21 protein-coding genes and 1 riboswitch are annotated in these 21152 nt (G+C 59.5%); of the genes, 16 read left to right on the plus strand and 5 right to left on the minus strand.

Annotated features, from left to right (window positions below; genetic code table 11):
• The first annotated feature begins 22 nt into the window (after positions 1 to 22).
• The 3 genes from cobJ to ISF27_RS13425 are packed head-to-tail and all read left to right on the plus strand — an operon-like array spanning position 23 to position 4106.
• Positions 23 to 754: a precorrin-3B C(17)-methyltransferase gene (gene cobJ, locus ISF27_RS06030; protein WP_194610159.1), complete on the plus strand. Its 732-nt coding sequence runs from the start codon at positions 23 to 25 to the stop codon at positions 752 to 754.
• Positions 754 to 2385 carry a sirohydrochlorin cobaltochelatase gene (locus ISF27_RS06035; RefSeq protein WP_194610161.1) on the plus strand — a complete coding sequence of 544 codons (1632 nt, stop codon included), beginning with the start codon at positions 754 to 756 and terminating at the stop codon, positions 2383 to 2385. The genes cobJ and ISF27_RS06035 overlap by 1 nt, the downstream gene beginning before the upstream one ends.
• Positions 2382 to 4106: an ABC transporter substrate-binding protein gene (locus tag ISF27_RS13425; protein WP_194610164.1), complete on the plus strand. Its 1725-nt coding sequence runs from the start codon at positions 2382 to 2384 to the stop codon at positions 4104 to 4106. Before ISF27_RS06035 ends, ISF27_RS13425 begins: the two co-directional genes overlap by 4 nt.
• Before the next feature lie 189 nt (positions 4107 to 4295).
• Here the strand turns inward: ISF27_RS13425 and ISF27_RS06045 are convergent, their stop codons facing one another.
• Positions 4296 to 4670, minus strand: coding sequence for a metal-dependent transcriptional regulator (locus ISF27_RS06045; RefSeq protein WP_194610165.1), 375 nt, complete (start codon positions 4668 to 4670; stop codon positions 4296 to 4298).
• 320 nt (positions 4671 to 4990) lie between these two features.
• Between ISF27_RS06045 and ISF27_RS06050 the strand changes: the two genes are divergently transcribed.
• From ISF27_RS06050 to ISF27_RS06070, 5 genes are all read left to right on the plus strand, one after another.
• Positions 4991 to 5182, plus strand: coding sequence for a FeoB-associated Cys-rich membrane protein (locus ISF27_RS06050; protein WP_194610167.1), 192 nt, complete (start codon positions 4991 to 4993; stop codon positions 5180 to 5182).
• A gap of 38 nt (positions 5183 to 5220) precedes the next feature.
• Positions 5221 to 5481 (plus strand): heavy-metal-associated domain-containing protein, encoded by a 261-nt coding sequence (locus ISF27_RS06055; protein ID WP_194610169.1) that lies wholly within the window; start codon positions 5221 to 5223, stop codon positions 5479 to 5481.
• Between the two features lie 64 nt (positions 5482 to 5545).
• Positions 5546 to 5591, plus strand: a riboswitch (PreQ1 riboswitch).
• 475 nt (positions 5592 to 6066) lie between these two features.
• Positions 6067 to 7050 (plus strand): nucleoside hydrolase, encoded by a 984-nt coding sequence (locus ISF27_RS06060; protein WP_194610171.1) that lies wholly within the window; start codon positions 6067 to 6069, stop codon positions 7048 to 7050.
• A 1-nt stretch (position 7051) separates the two neighbouring features.
• Complete coding sequence (locus tag ISF27_RS06065) at positions 7052 to 7624, plus strand: ECF transporter S component (protein WP_207727396.1); 573 nt, start codon at positions 7052 to 7054, stop codon at positions 7622 to 7624.
• Positions 7625 to 7725: 101 nt separating this feature from the next.
• Positions 7726 to 8187 carry a pyridoxamine 5'-phosphate oxidase family protein gene (locus tag ISF27_RS06070; protein WP_235986050.1) on the plus strand — a complete coding sequence of 154 codons (462 nt, stop codon included), beginning with the start codon at positions 7726 to 7728 and terminating at the stop codon, positions 8185 to 8187.
• Positions 8188 to 8210: 23 nt separating this feature from the next.
• On the opposite strand, the gene nadA is transcribed toward ISF27_RS06070, so the two are convergent.
• Positions 8211 to 9128, minus strand: a complete 918-nt coding sequence (gene nadA / locus ISF27_RS06075; protein WP_194610176.1) for a quinolinate synthase NadA — start codon at positions 9126 to 9128, stop codon at positions 8211 to 8213.
• A 352-nt stretch (positions 9129 to 9480) separates the two neighbouring features.
• Between nadA and ISF27_RS06080 the strand changes: the two genes are divergently transcribed.
• From ISF27_RS06080 to ISF27_RS06095, 4 genes are all read left to right on the plus strand, one after another.
• Positions 9481 to 10824, plus strand: coding sequence for an L-aspartate oxidase (locus tag ISF27_RS06080; protein WP_207727397.1), 1344 nt, complete (start codon positions 9481 to 9483; stop codon positions 10822 to 10824).
• A gap of 109 nt (positions 10825 to 10933) precedes the next feature.
• Positions 10934 to 11794, plus strand: coding sequence for a carboxylating nicotinate-nucleotide diphosphorylase (gene nadC, locus ISF27_RS06085; RefSeq protein WP_194610178.1), 861 nt, complete (start codon positions 10934 to 10936; stop codon positions 11792 to 11794).
• Positions 11795 to 11929: 135 nt separating this feature from the next.
• Positions 11930 to 12484, plus strand: coding sequence for a transcription repressor NadR (locus ISF27_RS06090; protein WP_194610180.1), 555 nt, complete (start codon positions 11930 to 11932; stop codon positions 12482 to 12484).
• Between the two features lie 7 nt (positions 12485 to 12491).
• Complete coding sequence (locus ISF27_RS06095) at positions 12492 to 13430, plus strand: ketopantoate reductase family protein (RefSeq protein ID WP_194610182.1); 939 nt, start codon at positions 12492 to 12494, stop codon at positions 13428 to 13430.
• Here the strand turns inward: ISF27_RS06095 and ISF27_RS06100 are convergent.
• From ISF27_RS06100 to ISF27_RS06110, 3 genes are all read right to left on the minus strand, one after another.
• Positions 13423 to 14055: an esterase gene (locus ISF27_RS06100; RefSeq protein ID WP_194610184.1), complete on the minus strand. Its 633-nt coding sequence runs from the start codon at positions 14053 to 14055 to the stop codon at positions 13423 to 13425. The two genes, ISF27_RS06095 and ISF27_RS06100, sit on opposite strands and share 8 nt — an antisense overlap.
• Complete coding sequence (locus ISF27_RS06105; RefSeq protein ID WP_194610186.1) at positions 14055 to 14498, minus strand: GNAT family N-acetyltransferase; 444 nt, start codon at positions 14496 to 14498, stop codon at positions 14055 to 14057. The genes ISF27_RS06100 and ISF27_RS06105 overlap by 1 nt, the downstream gene beginning before the upstream one ends.
• Before the next feature lie 235 nt (positions 14499 to 14733).
• Positions 14734 to 15477 carry a hypothetical protein gene (locus ISF27_RS06110; protein ID WP_194610188.1) on the minus strand — a complete coding sequence of 248 codons (744 nt, stop codon included), beginning with the start codon at positions 15475 to 15477 and terminating at the stop codon, positions 14734 to 14736.
• Between the two features lie 194 nt (positions 15478 to 15671).
• Between ISF27_RS06110 and ISF27_RS06115 the strand changes: the two genes are divergently transcribed.
• The 4 genes from ISF27_RS06115 (at position 15672) to cls (ending at position 21107) form a co-directional block, all read left to right on the plus strand.
• Complete coding sequence (locus ISF27_RS06115; protein ID WP_235986051.1) at positions 15672 to 16337, plus strand: class I SAM-dependent methyltransferase; 666 nt, start codon at positions 15672 to 15674, stop codon at positions 16335 to 16337.
• 179 nt (positions 16338 to 16516) lie between these two features.
• Positions 16517 to 18220, plus strand: coding sequence for a phospho-sugar mutase (locus ISF27_RS06120; protein ID WP_194610192.1), 1704 nt, complete (start codon positions 16517 to 16519; stop codon positions 18218 to 18220).
• Positions 18221 to 18249: 29 nt separating this feature from the next.
• Positions 18250 to 19506, plus strand: a complete 1257-nt coding sequence (locus ISF27_RS06125; protein ID WP_194610194.1) for a cell wall hydrolase — start codon at positions 18250 to 18252, stop codon at positions 19504 to 19506.
• A 38-nt stretch (positions 19507 to 19544) separates the two neighbouring features.
• The gene (gene cls, locus ISF27_RS06130) at positions 19545 to 21107 is read left to right on the plus strand and encodes a cardiolipin synthase (protein WP_194610560.1); all 1563 of its coding nucleotides are present in this window, start codon (positions 19545 to 19547) and stop codon (positions 21105 to 21107) included.
• Positions 21108 to 21152 lie beyond the last annotated feature (45 nt).

Consider the following 21152-nt stretch of genomic DNA (forward strand, 5'->3'; position numbering starts at 1 on the left):
GCCGCACAGGAAAGGAGAGAGGATGGGAGATATTACTGTGATCGGCATTGGGCCGGGAAGGCAGGGCGCCATGACGATCGAGGCCATGGAAGCACTGCGGAAGGCGGACATCATTGTCGGCTACCGGACGTACACCGCGCTTCTCCGGGAGATTTTTCTGGAAAAACGTTTCGAGGAGAGCGGGATGCGCTCCGAGGAGGAACGCTGCCGCCGGGCGGTGGCGCTTGCGCAGTCCGGGCTCGGGACGGCTGTCGTTTCCTCCGGGGACGCGGGGATCTATGGGATGGCAGGCCTCTGCCTTGCCATGGCGGAGGGAACCGGCGTTTCCGTGCGGGTGATTCCCGGGGTTACCGCGGCAAGCTCCGGAGCCGCCCTGCTCGGTGCCCCGCTGGAAAATGATTTTGCCGTGATCAGTCTGAGCGATCTCCTGATCCCCCGGGAGGAGATTCTCGGCCGCGTCCGCGCGGCGGCGGAGAGCGGATTTGTCCTCTGCCTCTACAATCCGGGGAGCCACACCCGCAGGGAGATTCTCCGGGAAGCGTGCGGGGAGATCCTCCGGTACCGCCCGGCGGATACGCCCTGCGGGATCGCCCGCAGCATCGGGCGCGGCGGGGAAGGCGTGGAGATCCTGACGCTCGGCGAGCTCCGGGACAGGGAAGCTGACATGCTGATGACCGTATTTATCGGGAACTGCCGGACCCGGGTGCTTTCGGGAAAACTGGTGACGGCGAGAGGATATAAGGAGGAAAAGTGATGAAAAAAGGAAATCTTCGAATTTTCTGCGCAGCTGTTGCCTGTGCGGGGCTTGTGATGGCGGGCTGCGGGGGCAGCACACCGGCAGCGAAGACAGGTGCAGCCGGCGGGGAGAGCACGGAAGCGGCTGCTGAGCAGGCAGCCGCTGACCAGGCGGCCGCGGATCACGTGGCGGAGCTTATCGACGCCATCTACGTCCAGGAGAGGACAGACAAGACGGATGAACAGTGCGCCGAGGCGAAGAAGGCCTGGGACGCGCTCACCGATGCGCAGAAAGCACTGGTGCATGGGGAGAATGCGGATCCGGAGTATTTCGGGCGGGATACCGGCGATGCCTCGAAGGATGATCCGGGGAACGGGGACAACATCGGGGAGAAGGAGATTCTCGCGGTCAGCTTCGGAACCTCGTTCAATGACAGCCGCACCGAGGATATCGGCGGCATCGAGAAAGCGCTCGCCGTCGCATATCCAGACTGGTCCGTTCGGCGGGCATTTACCGCACAGATCATCCTGAACCACATCGAAGCCCGGGACGGGGAGAAGATCGACAACATGGATCAGGCGCTCCAGCGGGCTGTCGACAATGGCGTGAAGGAGCTGGTGGTGCAGCCAACGCATCTGATGCACGGGGCAGAGTACGACGAGCTGTGCGCCTCGGTGGACAAGGTGAGGGACAAGTTTGCCTCTGTCACGGTGGCGGAGCCGCTTCTCGGCGAGGTCGGAGAGGATAAGATGGTGGTCAATGGCGATAAGGAGGCCGTTGCAAAAGCGGTCACCGCGCAGGCGGTGAAGACAGCCGGCTCTGCTTCCCTGGATGCCGCGGCATCGGATGGAACTGCCTTCGTATTCATGGGTCATGGGACATCCCACGAGGCGCAGATCACCTACGACCAGATGCAGGCGCAGATGGATGCCCTCGGGTATAAGAACGTCTTCATCGGGACGGTTGAGGGAAAGCCTGCGGATACCGCCTGTGAGGCGGTGATCGGCAAGGTGCATGACGCCGGTTACCGGAAGGTTGTCCTCAGGCCGCTCATGGTAGTCGCCGGCGACCATGCGAACAACGACATGGCGGATGCGGACGACCCGGATTCGTGGCTCAGCCAATTCCAGGCCTCCGGGAATTTTGACCGGGTAGACTGCCAGATCGAGGGGATGGGCCGGATCCCGGAGATTGAGGAAATTTATGTGAGCCACACGAAGGCAGCGATGGACGGGATTTCGGCGAGTGAGGCGGGAAGCGGGAACACTGCTGCGCCGGCTGCCCTGGAGGATGGAACCTACACGGCAGCATTTACCACCGACAGCGCCATGTTTCATGTGAACGACGCGATGGACGGGAAGGGGACGCTGACCGTCTCCGGAGGGAAAATGACGATCCATATCTCCCTGCCTTCGGAGAATATCGTGAATCTTTACCCGGGCAAAGCGGAGGAGGCGCAGAAGAATGGCGCGCAGCTTCTCGCACCCACAAAGGATGAGGTGAAGTACAGCGACGGTACGGTGGAGACGGTGAACGGCTTCGATGTGCCGGTGCCGGCGGTCGGCCAGGAGTTTGATCTGGCGCTTCTGGGCACCAAGGGAAAATGGTATGACCACAGGGTGATGGTGTCTGACCCTGTAAAGCAGTGACGCGGAACGATCGGCTGTCCGCCGTCCGTGGAAGGCTCCGCAGGGGACTTCGGGATTTCCGGGGATTCTTGCGCGGTTCATCCGCCCTGCTTGCGGCGATGCTTCTTTTGTTCGCCCTCACCGCCGGATGCGGCAGGGGAAACACGGATGTGGCGGACAGTTCCGCGGCGGGAGCTGGGAATGGGGCGGCGGAGGATGCAGCTTCGGAGAAAGCGGTCTCCGGGGATGCGCTCTGGTTCTCCTGGCAGGGCGGCTCCGGCAGGGTGCGCATGGCGTGCCGGGAGGTGACGTCAGGGGAATATGGGCAGGAGACAGCAGTCATCCTTTTCTCCAGCCCGAATTACACGCAGGTGAAGGCGGGGGAGGAGAGCATTTCCCCGGAGGAGGGAGAGAACGGGGGAGATTCCGCGTTCCGGATCCCGGTCACGGAGAATACGCCGCTCTCCATCACCGCGACGACTGTCGCGATGTCCGCGCCGCACGAAATCGAGTATACCATTTTTGTAGGGACAAAGGAGAATGCGTCGGCGTTCGGCGGGACGCTGTCCCGGGTCGGCGACCTCTCGGCCCTTCAAAAAACGGAAGCCGGGACTTCCGGCGGGAGCGGCGCGCCTGGCGGAAAAAACCAAAATGCCCTCGGAGATCCTCCGGAGATCCCCGGCCTCTCTCTTGAACAGGCTGAGCTTCCGGAAGATGCGGAAAACTTCCGGATCGACCGGTATGACGGCGGGATCAGCCTTATCAGGAGCCGTGACAGCAGCATCCTGGTCGTACCGGGGGGCGGGGACGCCCTCCCGGAGGAGGCGAGGGATCATCTGCCGGACGGGGTTGCGGTGATCCGGCAGAACCCTCCGGAAATCTACGCGGCGGCGAGTTCTGTCCCCTCCTTTTTTGACGCGCTGGGCGCCATGGATTCGGTGGCGATGAGCAGCCTCCCGAGGGACTCCTGGGAGATCGATGCCCCGAAGGAAGCTTATGACAGGGGAACGCTCACCTACGCCGGCAAATACAGTGCCCCGGACTACGAGCTGCTCACGAGCCGCGGCTGCGGCCTGGCCATCGAATCTACGATGATCAACCACTCGCCGGAAGTCCGGGAGATGCTGGAAAAGCTGGGAATCCCCGTCTTCGTGGATTCCTCAAGCTATGAGGCCACCGCGCTCGGGCGGATGGAGTGGATCCGGGTTTACGGCGCGATCCTGGGGAAGGATGATGAGGCGGAGAAGTTTTACCACGGCGAGAAAGAGAAAGCGGAAAGCGCGGAGAATGACGCCGTGAGTGGCCAGGCCGGAAAACCGTCGGCGGTATTTTTCACGGTGCTGCAGAACGGGCAGGTCTCCGTGCGGCACGGCGACGACCTGGTGGCGGACATGATCCGGAAGGCAGGGGGAACTTCCCTCTTTGATGACCTTACGCCTTCCGGGCAGGAGAATGCCACAAAACTGACCATGGAGGAATTCTACAGCCGGGCGAAGGACGCGGATTTTCTCTTCTATGACAGCGTGCTTGGCGGGGAGATTGCCTCCCGGGACGATCTGCTGGGAAAAAGCCCGCTGTTCGCGGATTTTTCCGCTGTGAAGGCAGGGCGGGTGTACCAGGCGGACAGCAGCTGGTATCAGTCCAGCGCAATCATGGCGGAGATGACCGGAGATTTTCAGAAGGTCTTCTCCGGAAATGACGGAGACCAGATGGTTTTTCTCCGCCATGTTGAAACAAATTAAGTGCTCTGCGGAAAAACCGCGGGCGGAGGAACCGGTCCGATTGGACCGGTTCCTCCGCCCGCGGTTCTTCCGGTGGGGTGAGAGATCGAGGGCTGATTTCCCCTTCCTGCCCGATGGCGGGGGGAGAAGATGAGAGCCCTCTCCAGGCTGATGTGCTGTGAGGAGACAGGAATCCCCTGCTATTCGAGGTTACAGGATGGAGCAGAGGGCATTGAAGGTCTCCTCGCTGATATCATGCTCAACCTTGCAGGCATCGGCTCTGGCCTGCTCTTCCCCGACGCCGAGCTTGACCAGGAGCTGGGTCAGCTTCTTATGGCGGTTGTAGGTATTTTCCGCAATCTTCGTGCCTGCCTCGGTGAGGATCAGCATTCCCGCGTGGTCGGAGGTGATATATCCCCTTTCGCGGAGGCGCTTCGTTGTGTAGGTTACGCTTGGCTTGGTCACGCCGAGCTGCTCCGCCACATCGATGGAGCGGACATAGCCCTGGCGCTCATGGATCATCAGGATGGCTTCCAGATAATCCTCCGTGGTCTTCTTGACCCCGTTATCTTCATCAACTCTCATGGCTTATCCTTTCAAGTTAAAAAATATACCCAACAGTTTAAATTCATAATAACAGTTATACACAACTAATAGCAGAAATGCAATAGCCGGATTTCAGAATCTCCCGAAGGCTTATCCCGTGGTTCAGGATCTTCCGGCGGTTCATGACACTGCTCAGAATTTTTCGGAAGCGTCTTGACAAAAGCCCTTCCAGCAGTTAGAGTAATTTAATGAAAAGAGGACAAATGAAAGTTAAGCAGAGCTTACTACTAGGGTAGGCCAAAGCTTCGCTCCGCGGGCGGCGGAAGAACGCTGGGCTGGCGGGCAGGAAGGAGCAGGGGATGAATTTCGCAAGTTATGTCATTCTGGCGGTTATCGCCGGTTTATTTATTCTGGCGGTCCGCTATCATCGGAAACACGGTTCGAGCTGTGCAGAGTGCGGCGGTGGCTGCTCCGGGTGTGACAAATGCCATGTGGACCGCAGCAAGATTCCGGAGCGGTTTAAACTAAAGGACACCAAGCAGGGAATTTGACGTCCGCGGTGGGATCCGCGGCATTCAGGAGGCAGAGGATGATCAGGACAACAGTAAAAGTCGGCGGCATGGCGTGCGGCATGTGCGAATCCCATATGAACGACGTGATCCGGAAGGTTTTCCCGGAGGCAAAGAGGGTTTCTTCCTCTCACAAGAAAGGGGAGGCGGTCTTTCTGACTGAGAACCCGGTTGACCCGGAAAAACTGAAAGGCGCGATCGAGGAGACCGGGTATCATTACCTTGGCGCTTCCTCGGAGACGGTGAAAAAGAAAGGGCTTTTCGGCGGCATCTTCGGATAAAGGCGGAAAATGCCGCTTGCCAAAACCGGCGGTTTTGTGTATGATGAGAAATTGCGGAGATCAATCCGCCCTGGTTCGAAGACCATCCCAGGATAAAAAAACAGGCAAATCGGGAATAGAGATCATCGGTTGCTTATGTTTCGGATGGGACATAAGCAACTTTTTGTTATCTATTCAGCACATGCGTCTCCCGGTGGGCGCAAGGCGGCTGCTTGCAGACGAAATTGCGCCCACCGGGAGACGCATGTGTCCAAGCGCCGGAGGCGCTTGGAATCCGGACATCGAGCGAAGCTCTGCTTCGCGAGATGTGCGGATTCTGAATAGAAATGTGAAGTGGGCGCAAGGCGGCTGCTTGCAGACGGTTTTGCGCAGCATCCCCGGCATATGGCCGGGCACCGGAGGTGCTCGGCCCGCTGTCATGCGAAGCGCAGTTTCGCGTGACAGCGGCTGAACAGCTGACATCCGCGGACGGATTGGCGCGCCGGGGAGATCCATGTGGCTGAGTGTCCCCGCACATCGAGCGAAGCTCTGCTTCGCGAGATGTGCTGAATAGATCGGTTTTATCCGCTTGCGGAAAGGAAGACCATGGAAAAGAAAGTCATTATCGACTGCGATCCCGGAATCGACGATTCCCTGGCGCTTATGCTGGCGCTCAGGAGCCCGGAGATCCGTGTCGCCGGCATCACGGTTGTGGCCGGCAATTCCCCGGTGGAGATGGGGGTGGGAAATGCCCGGAAGGTGCTGTCCTTCATGCACCGGCTGGACGTCCCGGTGATTGCGGGCGAGAGCCGGCCGCTTGCCCGGGAGTACGTGAACGCCCTGGACACCCACGGCGCCGACGGCCTCGGGGAGAGTTTTCTCCCGGAGATCCCGGGAGACCCGGCGCCCGGCCTTCATGGGGTGACCGCGGTGGATTTTCTGGAGGAAAATCTGCTTCACGGCGGCTGTTCCCTGATCGCGCTCGGCCCGATGACAAACCTCGCCCGCCTGGCGGAGAAAAATCCGGCTGCCCTTGCCGCGGCGGAGGAGATTGTCTCCATGGGCGGCAATTTCCGGAGCTATGGCAACTGTTCCCCGGTGGCGGAGTACAACTATTGGGAGGATCCCGACGCGGCGAGGCTGGTTTATCACACCATGGGCAGTCTCGGCAGGAAAATCCGGATGGTCGGCCTGGATGTCACGAGAAAGATCGTGCTGACGCCGACCCTGCTTGAGTATATGAACCGCCTGAACCCGGAGGTCGGCGGCTTTGTCCGGAAAATCACCCGGTTTTACTTTGATTTTCACTGGATCCAGGAGCGCCTGATTGGCTGTGTTATTAACGATCCGCTGGCGGTGGCGGCATTTCTCGATCCGGCGCTGCTCTCCGGGTTTGACGCATTCACGGATGTGGAGGTCCAGGGCATTTCGATGGGGCAGACCGTCGTGGATGCCATGAAGTTCTGGCGGAAGCCGGCCAATTCCACGGTGTATACAGAAGCGGATGTCCCCGCCTTCTGGAAAATGTTCCTGTCCCGGCTGACGGGGGTTCCGGAGGAGGAGATTGACTTTCCAGAAAGAAGGTTCTAACATGGAAAAAGTTCACGCAGCGAGGACGAAAAATCCGGCGTTCCGGATCTGTATGCTGGCGGCGGCCGTCTGCATCAATTATGCCGGAGGGCAGCTTGCCCTGCTTCTCCGCCTTCCGGTCTATCTGGACAGCATCGGGACAATCCTGACCGGCCTCATGTTCGGCCCGGTGACGGGCATGCTGCCACCGCTCATTTCCGGCATACTCATGATGATGGCCGGGGATATCTACTCCCTGTATTTCGCGCCCGCCGGGATGATCCTGGGCCTGGCTTCCGGGCTCGTGCTCAGGCGGATTCACGCGGCAGGTCCCGGACTGTTTCTTGCGGCTCTCCTGATCACGGTTCCGGGAACGCTCGTCGTTGCCGTAATCAATGCGGCTGTGTTTGGCGGGGTTACCTCCTCCGGCTCCTCGGCGATCGTCGCGCTGCTCTCCCACACGCCCCTGGGACTGACCGGGTCGATTTTTGCGGTGCAGATCGTCACAGATTATCTGGACCGGCTCATTTCCCTGGCGCTGGTGATGACCATTGACCGGATCCCCGCCTTCCGGGAGCTCCGCCGGGGTGCATAAAAGCGTGGGGCAGGTTCCGGAATTCGCCGGAGCGCATAAGAGCATGGGGAAGGCTCCGGACTTCGCCGGAGCAAGAAAGGATGCAAAGTATGTTCCGAAAGATGAGAAGGTTTAAACAGCAGCTCGCCGATGAGGAGGCTCTGGATGTCCTTAAGAAAGGACATCTCGGGGTTCTCTCCGTGCTCGGGGATGACGATTATCCCTATGGCCTCCCGATCGATTATTTCTGCGATGAGGATGGGCACCTCTATTTTCACGGGGCGAAGGAAGGCCACAAGATTGATGCCATCGCGAGGCATGACAAGGTCTCCTTCTGCGTGATGGACGAGGGAAAGCCGGACGGCGGCTTCGCCCGCTATGTCCGGAGCGTCATTGTCTTCGGACGTATTGCCCCGGTTGAGGATCATCAGAGAGTGCTCGACGCGGCGTGGAAGCTCTCCATGCACATTTACCCGGAGCAGAAGGAATTTTACCGGGAGGATCTTCGAAAAAATGGAGACCGCGTGCAGATTCTCGAGCTGGTTCCCGAACAGATTACCGGGAAGCTGGTGCACGAGCGCTGAGACAAATCCTGCGTCCGCCGGAATCAGCCGCCGAGAGCAATCATTTTCCGAATCGGCAGGACAGAATGCTCCATCACTTCCGCGGGAAGCTCGATCTCCTCGCCGCCGGCCCCGGTGACCGCGTTGTAGACATCCGCAAGTGTCGTGGCGCGCATATTCGGGCAGACGGTTTCGACGGAGAGCGGATAGAACTTCTTGTCCGGGCAGGCAAACTGCAGGTGCTGCACGATGCTGTTCTCCGTGCCGATGATAAATTCGCGGTCCGGGGATTCCTTCGCGTACTTCAGGATCCCCGTGGTGCTCCCGGCGTAGTCGGCGAGCGCGGTCACTTCTTCCCTGCATTCGGGGTGGACGAGCAATTTCGCGTCCGGATGCAGGGATTTTGCGTATTCTACATCCTCACGGGTATTCTTGAGATGGGTCGGGCAGCCGCCCTTATAGAAAATGAACTCCTTGTCCGGGCACTGTTTTTCCACCCAGCGGCCAAGGTTGCAGTCCGGGATAAAGAGAATCTTTTTTGCCGGCAGGGCTTTCACGATCTTCACCGCGGAGGAGGAGGTCACGACGACGTCCACGGCACATTTGAGATCCGCCGTGGTATTGATGTAGGCGACCACGGCACAGTCCGGGTGCTCCTCGCGGAGCTTTTCCACCATGTTCCTGGTCATCTGCATCGCCATCGGGCAGGTTGCCAGAGGATTGGCGAGAAGGACCCGCTTCTCCGGGCACAGCGTTTTCATGGTTTCCGCCATGAAGCGGACGCCGCACATGAGCACGGTCTTCTGCGGCGCCTTCGCCGCCTGGACTGCGAGCCCGTAGGAATCCCCGATGTAGTCGGCCACCTCCCAGATGTCCTCACTCTGGTAGGCATGGGCGAGAATGCAGACATCCCTCTCTTTTTTGGCCTGCATGATCATTTCCTGCAATTCATTTGTCTTCATCACGTTATTCCCCTGATTTTTATATTTGGTAACCGTCTGCACTCCCACACCCCGCGAAGCGCTGCTTCGCGGGGTGTGGGAGTTCCGAGCACCTGCGGCGCTTGGCCGCAGGCGGGGGGAAGAGCCCGCAAAACTGCCTGCAAGCAGTCATTTTGCGGGCTCTTCTCCCCGCCTGCGATGAACTGTTTCCAGTATAGTGGCGGGAGGTGTTACTGTCAAGACATGTGACACAATAGACTTAACAACTGTCTTGTCAGTTATGCCCGCCTGTGCTATACTGGGCGAAAGCAGCAGTTCGGGGTACCGGCAGGACGAAGGAAGATACCCCGTAGATTAGGGAGGATCATCAATTATGATTAAGACAGATGTTTTGATTGTGGGAGCCGGTGTGGCGGGCTGCTACTGCGCGCTAAACCTGCCGCCGGAGCAGAAGGTTCTCATGATTACCAAGACGGACCTTGCGAGCAGCGATTCCATGCTCGCCCAGGGAGGAATCTGCGTCCTGAAGGACCCGGCGGATTACGGCAGCTATTTTGACGATACCATGAAGGCCGGCCATTATGAGAATGACCGGAAGTCCGTGGAGATCATGATCAAGTCGTCGCCGGAGGTCATCCGCGACCTGGTCAGCTACGGCGTCCGCTTCGCGCGGAATCTCGACGGTTCGCTCCGCTACACCCGCGAGGGCGCCCACTCCCACCACCGGATCCTGTTCCACGAGGACATCACCGGCAAGGAGATCACGACCCACCTGGTAGACCGTGTTCTCCAGCTGGACAATGTCACCGTCATGGAGCACACGGAGATGGTTGACCTGATCACGGACGGGAACTGCTGCCACGGCGCGGTTCTCCTCTTGGAGAACGGCTCCCTGGAGAAGGTGATGGCCGCGAATGTGGTCCTGGCGACCGGTGGGATCGGCGGGCTCTACCGCCACTCCACGAATTTCCGCAGCCTGACCGGGGATTCCCTCGCCATGGCGCTCCGCCACCATGTGGCGACCGAGCACCTCAACTACATTCAGATTCACCCGACGACGCTCTACACCGAGAAGCCGGAGGACCGGAGCTTCCTGATCTCCGAGTCGGTGCGCGGCGAGGGGGCGAAGCTCTACGGAAAGGATATGCAGAGATTTACCGATGAGCTGCTTCCGCGTGACCTTCTGACCATCGAGATCCGGAAACAGATGGAGAAGGACGGCACTTCCTTCGTCTGGGAGGATCTGCGCCCGGTGGGGGAGAAAACCCTGCTCGAGCATTTTCCCAATATTGTGGAACACTGCCGGGAAATGGGGTATGATGCCTTAAAGGAGCCGATTCCGGTCGTGCCTGCCCAGCATTACTTCATGGGCGGTGTGAAGGTCGACCATGAGGGCAGGACCAGCCTCAGGCAGCTGTACGCGGCCGGAGAGACCGCCTGCAACGGTGTTCACGGGAAAAACCGCCTGGCTTCCAATTCCCTGCTGGAGAGCCTGGTCTGGGCGAAGCGGGCGGCGATGTGCATTGCCCTCGACGCCGAGGCGGCTTCCCGCCATGACGTGGTCGAGAACTATGATGTCAGCGGCCTTCTGGACAGCGGCAGGAGAAACCGGGAAAATGTCCGTCTTGTCCGTGACGCGATCCGCCGTGACAATGGGGGCGAGGAGATGCCGATCGAGTACCGGGAGGCGGCACCGGAGCTCTCCCGCGCAGTCTGATCTTCCAGAGGTGCCGGATGTTGCCTTGCCGTTCCGCGGAATGGCGGATCCGCGGGCAGCTTCCGGGCAAACGGCATAAGCTGAAGATGAAGAAAGAGAGGATATTTCGATGATCGATCCGGTCACGATGAAAATCAATATGGATCCGCTGATCCTGAGCGCCCTCCGCGAGGATCTGACCTCGGAGGATGTCTCGGCGAACAGCGTCATGCCGGCGGGAAAAGACGGCGAGGCAGACCTCATCTGCAAGGAGGACGGCGTCATCTGCGGCCTGCAGATATTTGCCCGCGTGTTCACCCTGCTGGATGGGCATACGAAGGCGGAGTTTTTCTGCGCGGACGGGGATGAAGTGAAGAAGGGCCAGAAAATCGGCATCGTCCGCGGCGATATCCGGGTGATCCTGAGCGGAGAGAGAACCGCCCTCAACTACCTGCAGAGGATGAGCGGCATCGCGACGTACACGAGGCAGATGGTGAGCCTCCTTGCGGGGACGAAGATCAAGCTGCTGGATACCAGGAAAACGACGCCCAATATGCGGATTTTTGAAAAGTATGCCGTCCGGATGGGGCGGGGGACAAACCACCGCTACAACCTGTCTGACGGCGTCCTGCTCAAGGATAATCATATCGGCGCCGCGGGAGGCGTCCGCGAGGCCATTCTCGCGGCGAAGGCCTACGCGCCTTTTGTCCGCAAGATCGAGATCGAGGTGGAGACGCTGGACCAGGTGCGCGAGGCGGTATCCGCCGGGACGGACATCATCATGCTGGACAATATGGATCATGATACGATGGCGGAGGCTCTCCGGATCATTGACGGCAGGGCAGAGGTGGAGATCTCGGGTAATGTTACCCGGGAAAATATCGCGAAGATCCGCGATCTCGCGGTGGATTACATCTCCAGCGGCGCGCTGACACACTCGGCGCCGATCCTTGACCTCAGCCTGAAGCATCTTCACCCGGTGGAGCAGTAATCTTTTCCCAAGGGGCGGGAAATTGCCCCGGCGGGCAGAAAATCCTCCCGGCGGGACAGGAACACTTCCCGGCGGAGAAGATCAATCAACGGTGGGAGCCATCGACAGAAAACGGGACAGGAAAGAGGGGTTCGTGTGAGCGGAGAGAAAAGACGGGAAAAAATATTGCACATGCTGGAGACGAGCGCCAAACCGATTTCCGGTGGCCTCTTTGCCCGGACGTTTTCGGTCAGCCGCCAGGTGATTGTGCAGGACATTGCCCTGATCCGGGCTTCCGGGCGGGAGATCGTGTCCACGAACCGCGGTTACATCCTGCAGAGCGGGCATCGGGCAACCCGGGTGTTCAAGGTTTACCACACCGAGCAGCAGGTCCGGGATGAGCTGGAGTTGATCGTGGATACCGGCGGCGAGGTGGAGGACGTGTTCGTCTGCCACAGGGTGTACGGCGTCATCCGCGGCGTACTGAATATCCGCAGCCGGCGGGACATCGAGAAATACATCGAGGACATCGGGAGCGGGAAATCCCGCCTGCTGATGGAGACGACATCAGGGTATCATTATCATACGGTCCGCGCGGACGATGAGGCGACCCTGGACCTGATCCAGGAGAAACTGGCCGCGCGCGGCTACCTGGCGAAGCTCCAGGATTATGAGCCGGTCGATTTCTGGAGCCGCGCGTCAGGAGAGTGAGGAAAATATGGATATTCATCAGGTGGCGCTGATCGGCGCCGGAGCAGTCGGAAGCTATTTTATCTGGGGGCTTTCGGAAAGCATGGGCAGTGCCTTTGCCCTCGTTGCGGAGGGAGAGCGGGCCGAGCGCCTGAGAAAGCGAGGCGTGAACATTAACGGGAAAGTGTACTTCCCCGAGGTCCGGACGCCGGAGGAAGCCGCCGGGGCGGATCTTCTCCTCATCGCGACGAAATACAGCGGCCTTCGGGAGATTCTTCCGGCGGTGAAAACCATCGTCCGGGAAAATACGATCGTCATGTCCCTGCTGAACGGCGTGGATTCGGAGGAGATCGTGTCGGAGGCGGTGGGCAGGAAGCCCATCGTCAACAGCTTCATGATTATTTCCTCCCAGCGGGAGAACGGGGAGACCTGGTTCGACCCGGATACCACGTGGGGGCTCCAGTACGGCGAGGCGGACTCGCCGGAGATGACGGAGCGCTGCAGCGCGATCGACGCCTTTTTCCGGAATACCCCGCTGCACGCGCAATTTCACGGGGATATCCTGAAACAGGAGTGGGAAAAATATCTGCGGAACCTCTGCTATAACATCCCGCAGGCGATCACCGGCACCGGGGTCGGGTCGATTTCCGACAGCCCGTACCTGCTCGATTATTCCCGGAAGATTGAGGCGGAGGTCCGCGCGGTTGCTTCCGCCTGCGGGGTTCCACTGGAGCCGTTGGATCGAACCGTGGTCAGGAGCCGGAAGGCAGCAAGGTATTCGACGCTCCAGGATCTGGATGCGAAGCGGCACACCGAGGTGGACATGTTCTGCGGCGTCCTCATGAAGAAGGCGGCGGAGCATGGGATTCCCGTTCCCTACACGGCGGGCGCTTACGACCTGATCCGGACGCTCGAGGAGAAAAACGACGGCAAGTTCGATTATGATCCGGAGGAGATGGCTACCTGACCTCCTGGCGCATTACCCATGAGAAGGCTTTCGCCGTCCGCACGCCGGCATCCTGAAAGTGATTGCCCTGATTCCATTCCAGAATACAGTTCTTCCCCTGCTCCCGGAGCAGGAGATCAGCCTCCCGGATTCTGTCTCCCACCGTGGCCATGACAGGATTCCGGGCTTTTTCTTCCTTATCGCCAAGGCTCAGGTAGATGTTCCCGTAGCGGAGCTCGTGGGCTCTCATGTATTCGGTAAATCCCGGAAACCACATCGAGGGGGACGCCGCGGCGACACCCTGGAACCGGTCAGCCTGGTACGCCGCCCAGAGGGCGAAGAGGCCTGCCAGGGAGTAGCCCCCGATATAGCAGATTTTCGCGTTCTCCGGACAGATGTCCAGGAGCTCCCGCAGGGTATCCTTCGCTCCGCCCCCGAAATCCTGCCTGCCGAAGACGGCGGGCGCTTTCCAGGGGGACAGGCAGAGATTCCAGTCACTGACCCTGCACGCCAGGAGGCGGAAGTCTTCCCCCGCATTTTCCCGGATCAGGGCAACCTCCTGTTCCATGGTTTTTAGGTCATTGTCGTCCACCATCTGGAGAAGGACGGTTTCCGCATTTTTCTTTCCGTATTCCAGCACTTCCATCAGCATGTTTTCCCCATCAGGATGACTTCCTTCTCCCTGGTAAAGCCATATTTCTCATAGAAGGCGGGGAGGTTCCCCTCCGCGGCCGTGATCAGGTGAATGCCGGCGATTCCCTGCGCCTTGAGATCGGCGAGGCAACGTTCCATCAGCAGGCCTGCGATCCCCTGTTTCTGGTAAGCGGGGGCGACGGCAAGGTCATTGATCTCAAAGGTGCGCCCATAGTGAAAAAGCATCGATGTCCCGAGGAGGAAGCCGGCGACCTGGTCATCGACGAGGTATTCCAGCCCGTAACACTGCCTGGATTCCAGAAGCTCGGTCACGTGAATAATAGCATCGCTGGTTTTCCAGGCATCGTTCCAGGGCTCCCCGGAAAATGCTTCCGCATAGATTTTACCGTAAATTGCCGCGTGCTCGATGACCGCAGGCCTGATTTCTTTGCTCATGATTTCTGGTTCCTTTCTTTGCGTGTATGCATTAACTCGATCGGGCCGGCGATTCGGCCTTGCCCCGGAAGTTTTCCCGCATGCGCTGAACAGGTTCATTTTCTCATGTTTTGCCTTCCATGTCAAAATTCCCGGTGCCATATATCGGTCAGTATCAGGGGCATTACCGCGGGACATAGAAAAGCCGCGGCAGATCCGGATTTCTCCTCTGCCGCGGCTGAATTTTCCAGTCCGATCAATAATTGGCCCTTCCGGTTGTTGGAAGATTATCAATGATATTTGTTACAAACTTGTAAATTTCTGGGCAATTTGTCGTGAGCCAGCCCGGATCGTCCATGAAGATCCGGAAGGATTCGGCGAAAATCTCTGAGGAAGTGTAGACGTTGACTGCGGAATTCCGGTCGAAGCCGCCGATCACGTTTTTATCTTGCGCAGCCAGCGCGCTGAATTCACTTGAGGTGGAGCTGAGCGCTCCGCGGTACATCAGCATGCAGTCGTCCATCATGTGGCCGGTCTCGTGGATCAGTGTCTGATCCGGGGTTGTCCCCTCGGTGTCATAGAAGATCACCGCGGCGAAATCTGTGTGGGTGACTGTCCCGTCGCTGTAGTAATAGTAGGAGAACCGCATCGTCTCCCCGGCGGGGAGAGTGCCCGGGTTCTGGAAGTTCGGCACATTTGCGGCGTGCGCCTTGTCGGTGACCAGATAGTGGAAGCCGGCGACCGCGGCCATCGTCCGGACATTGTCCGGAAGGGAATCAAATGCGTTTATTACGGATTCTTTCACGCTGTCCGGCGTGCCGTCATAAAAGCAGAGCGGCGTTCCGGCCATCTGGGTGAAGCCGGACGGGATGCTTGTGTAGGTTGCGAAAGATGCACCGGCTACAGTGGTATTGCCCGCTGCGAGTGCCGGGAATGCGGAGCTGACCGCAAGGATCAGGGTGAACAGAAGAACGGCCAGTTTTCGATTCAGCGTTTTCATAAAAAACACCTCTTGTTCAACAGGAATTTTGTTAGCAACGTATCAATCTTTGTTAACAAGGTTAATTATACACGGGTTTTTCGTAGTTTATGTTAAGGCTTTGTTACAGAAGTATTCTGGAAAGTTTGCCTGTTATATGATAATGCAGTATCATGATTTCACAGGGCGCAGCAGGCGCGAAGGAGAAGATAAATATGAACGAATATCCCACACTCCCGGAAGGGCTTTTTCTCAGGGAGACCGCGCACGGCCTCGTGCTGACGGATGGAAATCTGGAGATCGGCGGCGATTTCTCCAAAAATCTGCGGCGGCTCCGCCAGAGCAATCTGGAGCGGGAGCTGATTGTCCGCGCATGCCGTATCCGCGGCGCGGAGATGCCGCTGACCGTGGTGGATGCCACCGCCGGCCTCGGGGAAGATTCCCTTCTTCTTGCCGCGGCGGGCTTCAAGGTGCGGATGTACGAGTATGATCCGGTTCTCGCCGTGCTCCTTGCCGACGCGCTCCGGAGGGCGGCGGACGACCCGGCGCTCGCGGAGGCGGCAGGCCGGATGGAGCTCTGCCCGGAGGACAGTATCCCGGCGATGAGGAAGCTCCCTTTCCGCCCGGATGTGGTCCTTCTGGACCCGATGTTCCCGGAGCGAACGAAGAGCGCGCAGGTGAAAAAGAAATTCCAGCTCATCCACAGCCTGGAGAAGCCGTGCACGGACGAGCGGGAACTCTTAGACGCCGCAAAGGCGGCCGGGCCGCAGAGGATCGTCATCAAGCGCCCAATAAAGGGGCCGCTGCTCGGCGGGGTGAAGCCGGATGCCGTGTATGCAGGGAAGGCGGTCCGCTATGATGTGCTGATTTTCCCGGCGTGACCGGGGTTGTATGCCGGAAGCGGGGGGCTACAGAATGGCGGATTCTCCCCGTGCTCCCCGGAACCGGCGAAAACCCGGCGAAAATTTGACAACTTTCCCCCGCGGAATTACTATTACCATAAGAAAACAGCGTGTTTTTGGGACGCCTCGCCGCGGGCGGCGCGGAGCAAGGAGGAAAGATGGACGCACAGGAGAACTATCAGCTCTGGCTTGAGAAAATTCCGAAAACCTCACCACTCTACGGGGAGCTTCTGGAGATCCGGGGCGATCAGGCGGCGGTTGAGGACAGGTTCTATAAGGAGATCTCGTTCGGAACCGCCGGCCTCCGGGGGATCTGCGGCGCCGGAACCAACCGGATGAACAGCCTGACCGTTGGCCGGGCGACCCAGGGGATTGCGAACTATATCCGGCAGGCAGGAGGGAGCGCGCGGGGCGTCGTGATCGCTTACGACTGCCGCTACCACTCCCGGGAGTTCTCGGAGCTCGCGGCGGAGATCCTTGCTGGCAGCGGCATCCGGGCGTACCTTTTCCCGGAGCTTCGGCCGACGCCGGAGCTCTCCTTCACGATCCGCCGTCTCGGTGCGGTCGCCGGCATCAATATGACCGCAAGCCATAACCCGAAGGAATATAATGGCTATAAGGTGTATTGGTCGGACGGGGCACAGATCTCCGGAACAGTCTCCGACGGGATCCAGAGGGAGATTCTTTCCCTGGATCTTTTTGCGGATTTCCGGCGGATGCCGCTTGCGGACGCTGTCCGCGAGAACCTCGTCGTGATGCTCGGGGAGGCAGATGACCGGGCGTATCTGGATTATGTCCTTTCTATGGCGGAAAGGCCGGCTAGGGAGCTTGACCTTACCGTCCCGGTGGTTTACACGCCGCTCAACGGGGCGGGATCGAAGCCGGTCAGGCAGATTTTCCGGGAGAGAGGATTTTCCGGGTTCCATATGGTATCCGAGCAGGCGGATCCTGATCCGGAATTTACCACGGTCGGCTACCCTAACCCGGAGGATCCGAAGGCATTTGCCCTGGCGGAGAAGCTGGGAAAGGAGACGGGGGCGGAGCTCCTCATCGCGACAGACCCGGACAGTGACCGGATGGCGGTCGAGATTGCCGATGGCGCCGGCGGCTTCCGGTTTCTGAACGGCAACCAGGCCGGAGCGATGCTGATCGCCTATATGGCGGAGAGCTTGCGCGCGGGGGGCAGGCTTCCGGCGCGCGCCGCGATGATCAAATCCATCGTCACCGGCGATTTCGGCGCGGCGATCTGCGAAAGCTACGGGATCCGGGTGTTCGAGGCGCTGACCGGTTTCAAGAATATCTGCGGGCGCATTCCGGAGATTGAGAAGGCGGGGTACCGGTATTTCTTTGCCTATGAGGAGAGTATCGGCTGTGCCCCGGGAGAACAGGTCCGGGACAAGGACGGCATCTGCGCCGCGATGCTGATGGCGGAGATGGCGGCTTATTTCCGGAAGAAGGGCATGCATCTCAGGGATGCCCTGGAGGAGCTTTATCGGAAGTACGGGTATTTCGCGGAGCGGCAGATTTCCCTGGTTCTCACGGGTGAGGCGGGAGAGCGGAAGATCCGCGCGATTATGGCAAGGCTCAGGGAGGAGTGCCCGGCGGAATTTGCCGGCATCCCGGTGGCGGAAAAAACCGATTATCTGCATGGCCATGCGGATATCCCCGCATCGAACGTGCTGAAATTCCGTCTCGCGGACGGCAGCTGGTTCGCGGCCAGGCCATCCGGAACAGAGCCGAAGCTGAAATTCTATTTCTACACGAAGGCAGGTTCGGAGAGGGAAGCTGCGGAGCGGGCAGACCGGATCGCCGGCGCGGTGATGGCATTCGCGGAGGCAGGGAACTCCCGGGGAGCCCGATGAGAAGGGGGCAAAATCGGGCGGGGAGCCTTGTGAGAAAGACCCAAAATCGGGCGGGGAGCCGCTGGAGAAGGTTCCGGCGCTCCCTGACGGTGCTCATGATCTTCTCCGTGCTCATCCTGGCCCTGCCCGGCTGCGGTGCGGGAGGATTATCCTCCGGTGGCTCCGCCGCGGAGGAGGGAACGGACGGCTACCGGGAATTCTCCGCCGGAAGCGGGGAGACGCAGGAAAACCGCGGAACCGGAAGGACGCTCTCGATCTCCGAGGCATCCACCATGTCGCCGGAGCAGGAGGAGTGGCAGGAATATCTGATGCCGCACGCTGAGCAGTACGTCAATGTCCGCGAGAAGCCCAGTGAGGATTCCGCTGTCGTGGGCAAGCTCTATATGGGGAGCCGGGCGCACATCGAGGAGAAGGGGGATACCTGGACCCGGGTGGAGTCCGGGAAAGTCATCGGCTACGTCATGAACAAATACTGCTATTTCGGGGATGATGCCCTGGAATGGGCGAAAGAGAACTGTGACACGCTGGCGACGGTGACCGGGGAGGGCGTCAGGGTACGCAGCGCGGAGAGCCAGGATTCGGACATCATGGCTCTTGTGCCGAACGGGCAGAGGATGCTGGTGGATCCCTTCGCGGACACCGGCGCAGGCTGGGTGGCTGTCCTCCTGGACGGCACGGATCAGACCGGCTATGTCCGGTCGGATCTGATCAAGATTTCTTATAAGACAACAAAGGCGGTCTCCATCGAGGAGGAGGAATCCAGCATCGCGGAATCCAAGGCCGCGGTGGAGGCAAGCATCGCCGCGGAGAAGGCGGCGCAGGAATCCCGGGATGCGGAGTCCCGCGCCGCCGCCAGATCCCAGGAGGCAGCGGCGCAGGCTGCTGCGGACGCCTCCCGGGCGCAGGCTGCCGCGGCGGCGAAAGAGAAGGCGAAAAAAGCCCAGCAGAATAGCTCGGAGCTTCGCCTGCTTGCCGCCCTCATCCAGTGCGAGGCCGGCGGCGAGCCATACGAGGGGCAGATTGCCGTGGGCGCCGTGGTCATGAACCGGGTCAGGAGCGGAAAATTCCCGAATTCCATCCGCGGTGTCATTTACCAGGGCGGGCAGTTCACCCCGGCAGGAAATGGCTCGGTGGACCGGGTGGCCGCGGCAGGGCCGCGCTCGTCCTGCCTGAAAGCGGCGACGGCGGCGATGAACGGCACCGACAATACCGGCGGCTCGCTCTATTTTGGCCGGTCGGTCAGCGGGACACCGAAGGCAGTGATCGGAAATCATAAATTCTATTGAGAGAAATTCTGCGCAGGGGGGAATGCTTCATGTCTTCGATTCGTCCGGAAACTGTTGAGAAAAAGTCTGCTGTGCGGAACGGCATCGGCCACCTGTTTTTTGCCGTTCTTGCTATCGCACTGGAGGGCGCGGCGATCGTCATGCTCATCACGCGGTTTGTCGGCTATGCCGAGGAGCTGACGATTGCAAGCCGCCTGTTCTCTATGGTGCTGATCCTCCTCATCTATGCGCAGCACAAGACGGCATCCATGAAAATGCCCTGGATCATGCTGATCATGGCCTTCCCGATCTTCGGCGTGACGTTCTACCTGCTGGTCGGCCTCTCCGGCTCAACCAGGAGGATGCGGGACCGGTTCCTCGCGATTGATCTCCAGCTCTTTCCCATGATGGGGCGGAGCGATGAGCGGATTGCCCGCGCAAAGAAGGAGCGCAATCCCTCCGCGAGCGTTTTCCGCTATATCCAGGATTATGCCGGTTTCCCGGTATTCCAGAATTCGGACGTCGTGTACTACAAGAACGCCTCCGAGGGGCTTGAGGCACAGAAGGAGGAGCTTCGGAAGGCGGAAAAGTTCATTTTCATGGAGTATCACGCGATTGAGGACGCTGAGGCATGGCACGGGATCCAGGAGATCCTGGCCGAGAAGGCGCAGAACGGCGTTGAGGTCCGGCTGTTCTACGATGATATCGGTTCTGCCTCCTTCATCAGCGGAGATTTCCGGCGGAAGATGGAGCACCTGGGCATCCAGTGCCGGGTCTTTAACCCGGTGACGCCGACGCTCAATATTTTCTTCAATAACCGCGATCACCGGAAGATCACGGTTGTTGACGGGAGAGTGGCCTTTACCGGCGGATACAACCTGGCCAATGAGTATTTCAACATCACGCACCCCTACGGGTTCTGGAAAGACACCGGCGTGCGCGTCGAGGGGGATGCGGTGAAGAGCTTCACCGTGATGTTCCTCGAGATGTGGAACGCGATCCGGGCGACCGACGAGGATGACCGGAACTTTGACCGGTTCTTCCCGCAGATCCCCTACCGCGCGAAGGAGCCGGGGGGATATGTCCAGCCCTTCGCGGATTCCCCCATCGATAACGAGCAGGTCGGGGAAAATGTCTACATCAGCATTATCGAGCAGGCGAAGGATTATGTCTGGTTTGTCACGCCCTATCTCATCATCACCGACGAGATGACGCACGCCTTCGGCCTTGCCGCCAAGCGCGGCGTCGATGTCCGGATCGTCACGCCGGGCATCCCGGACAAGCGGATTGTCTACGGGGTCACCAGATCCTACTATAACGGGCTCGTCCGGAACGGGGTGCGGATCTACGAGTACACGCCGGGCTTCTGCCACGAGAAGCAGTGCGTCTCCGATGACCGGATTGCCACCTGCGGGACGATCAACCTGGATTACCGGAGCCTCTATCACCATTTTGAGGACGGCTGTCTCATGGCGGACTGCAGCGCGGTGATGAAGGTCAAGGAGGATTTTCAGGAGACGTTTCCGGTCTGCCGGGAAGTTACCGAGAAATACAGGAACGGGAGATCGCGGTTCATGCGGCTCTATCAGCTGGTGTTCCGTTTGATCGCGCCGCTGCTTTAAAAGAAAAATCCGACCGCCAAATGCGAATCATCGGAGGAACGGAAC

Origin of the sequence: Clostridium vitabionis, assembly GCF_015351765.1 — a bacterium.
Classification (GTDB): Bacteria; Bacillota; Clostridia; order Lachnospirales; family Lachnospiraceae; genus Clostridium_R; species Clostridium_R vitabionis.

What these genes read in the sequence shown, in the direction of transcription:
- ISF27_RS06055 (WP_194610169.1), top strand. Translation starts at nt 5,221, where the DNA reads ATGATCAGGACAACAGTAAAAGTCGGCGGCATGGCGTGCGGCATGTGC.
- ISF27_RS06070 (WP_235986050.1), top strand. Translation starts at nt 7,726, where the DNA reads ATGAGAAGGTTTAAACAGCAGCTCGCCGATGAGGAGGCTCTGGATGTC.
- ISF27_RS06120 (WP_194610192.1), top strand. Translation starts at nt 16,517, where the DNA reads ATGGACGCACAGGAGAACTATCAGCTCTGGCTTGAGAAAATTCCGAAA.
- ISF27_RS06050 (WP_194610167.1), top strand. Translation starts at nt 4,991, where the DNA reads ATGAATTTCGCAAGTTATGTCATTCTGGCGGTTATCGCCGGTTTATTT.
- ISF27_RS06100 (WP_194610184.1), bottom strand. Translation starts at nt 14,055, where the DNA reads ATGGAAGTGCTGGAATACGGAAAGAAAAATGCGGAAACCGTCCTTCTC.
- ISF27_RS06060 (WP_194610171.1), top strand. Translation starts at nt 6,067, where the DNA reads ATGGAAAAGAAAGTCATTATCGACTGCGATCCCGGAATCGACGATTCC.
- nadA (WP_194610176.1), bottom strand. Translation starts at nt 9,128, where the DNA reads ATGAAGACAAATGAATTGCAGGAAATGATCATGCAGGCCAAAAAAGAG.
- ISF27_RS06080 (WP_207727397.1), top strand. Translation starts at nt 9,481, where the DNA reads ATGATTAAGACAGATGTTTTGATTGTGGGAGCCGGTGTGGCGGGCTGC.
- ISF27_RS06065 (WP_207727396.1), top strand. Translation starts at nt 7,052, where the DNA reads ATGGAAAAAGTTCACGCAGCGAGGACGAAAAATCCGGCGTTCCGGATC.
- nadC (WP_194610178.1), top strand. Translation starts at nt 10,934, where the DNA reads ATGATCGATCCGGTCACGATGAAAATCAATATGGATCCGCTGATCCTG.
- cobJ (WP_194610159.1), top strand. Translation starts at nt 23, where the DNA reads ATGGGAGATATTACTGTGATCGGCATTGGGCCGGGAAGGCAGGGCGCC.
- ISF27_RS06095 (WP_194610182.1), top strand. Translation starts at nt 12,492, where the DNA reads ATGGATATTCATCAGGTGGCGCTGATCGGCGCCGGAGCAGTCGGAAGC.
- ISF27_RS06045 (WP_194610165.1), bottom strand. Translation starts at nt 4,670, where the DNA reads ATGAGAGTTGATGAAGATAACGGGGTCAAGAAGACCACGGAGGATTAT.
- ISF27_RS06035 (WP_194610161.1), top strand. Translation starts at nt 754, where the DNA reads ATGAAAAAAGGAAATCTTCGAATTTTCTGCGCAGCTGTTGCCTGTGCG.
- ISF27_RS06115 (WP_235986051.1), top strand. Translation starts at nt 15,672, where the DNA reads ATGAACGAATATCCCACACTCCCGGAAGGGCTTTTTCTCAGGGAGACC.
- ISF27_RS06110 (WP_194610188.1), bottom strand. Translation starts at nt 15,477, where the DNA reads ATGAAAACGCTGAATCGAAAACTGGCCGTTCTTCTGTTCACCCTGATC.
- ISF27_RS06105 (WP_194610186.1), bottom strand. Translation starts at nt 14,498, where the DNA reads ATGAGCAAAGAAATCAGGCCTGCGGTCATCGAGCACGCGGCAATTTAC.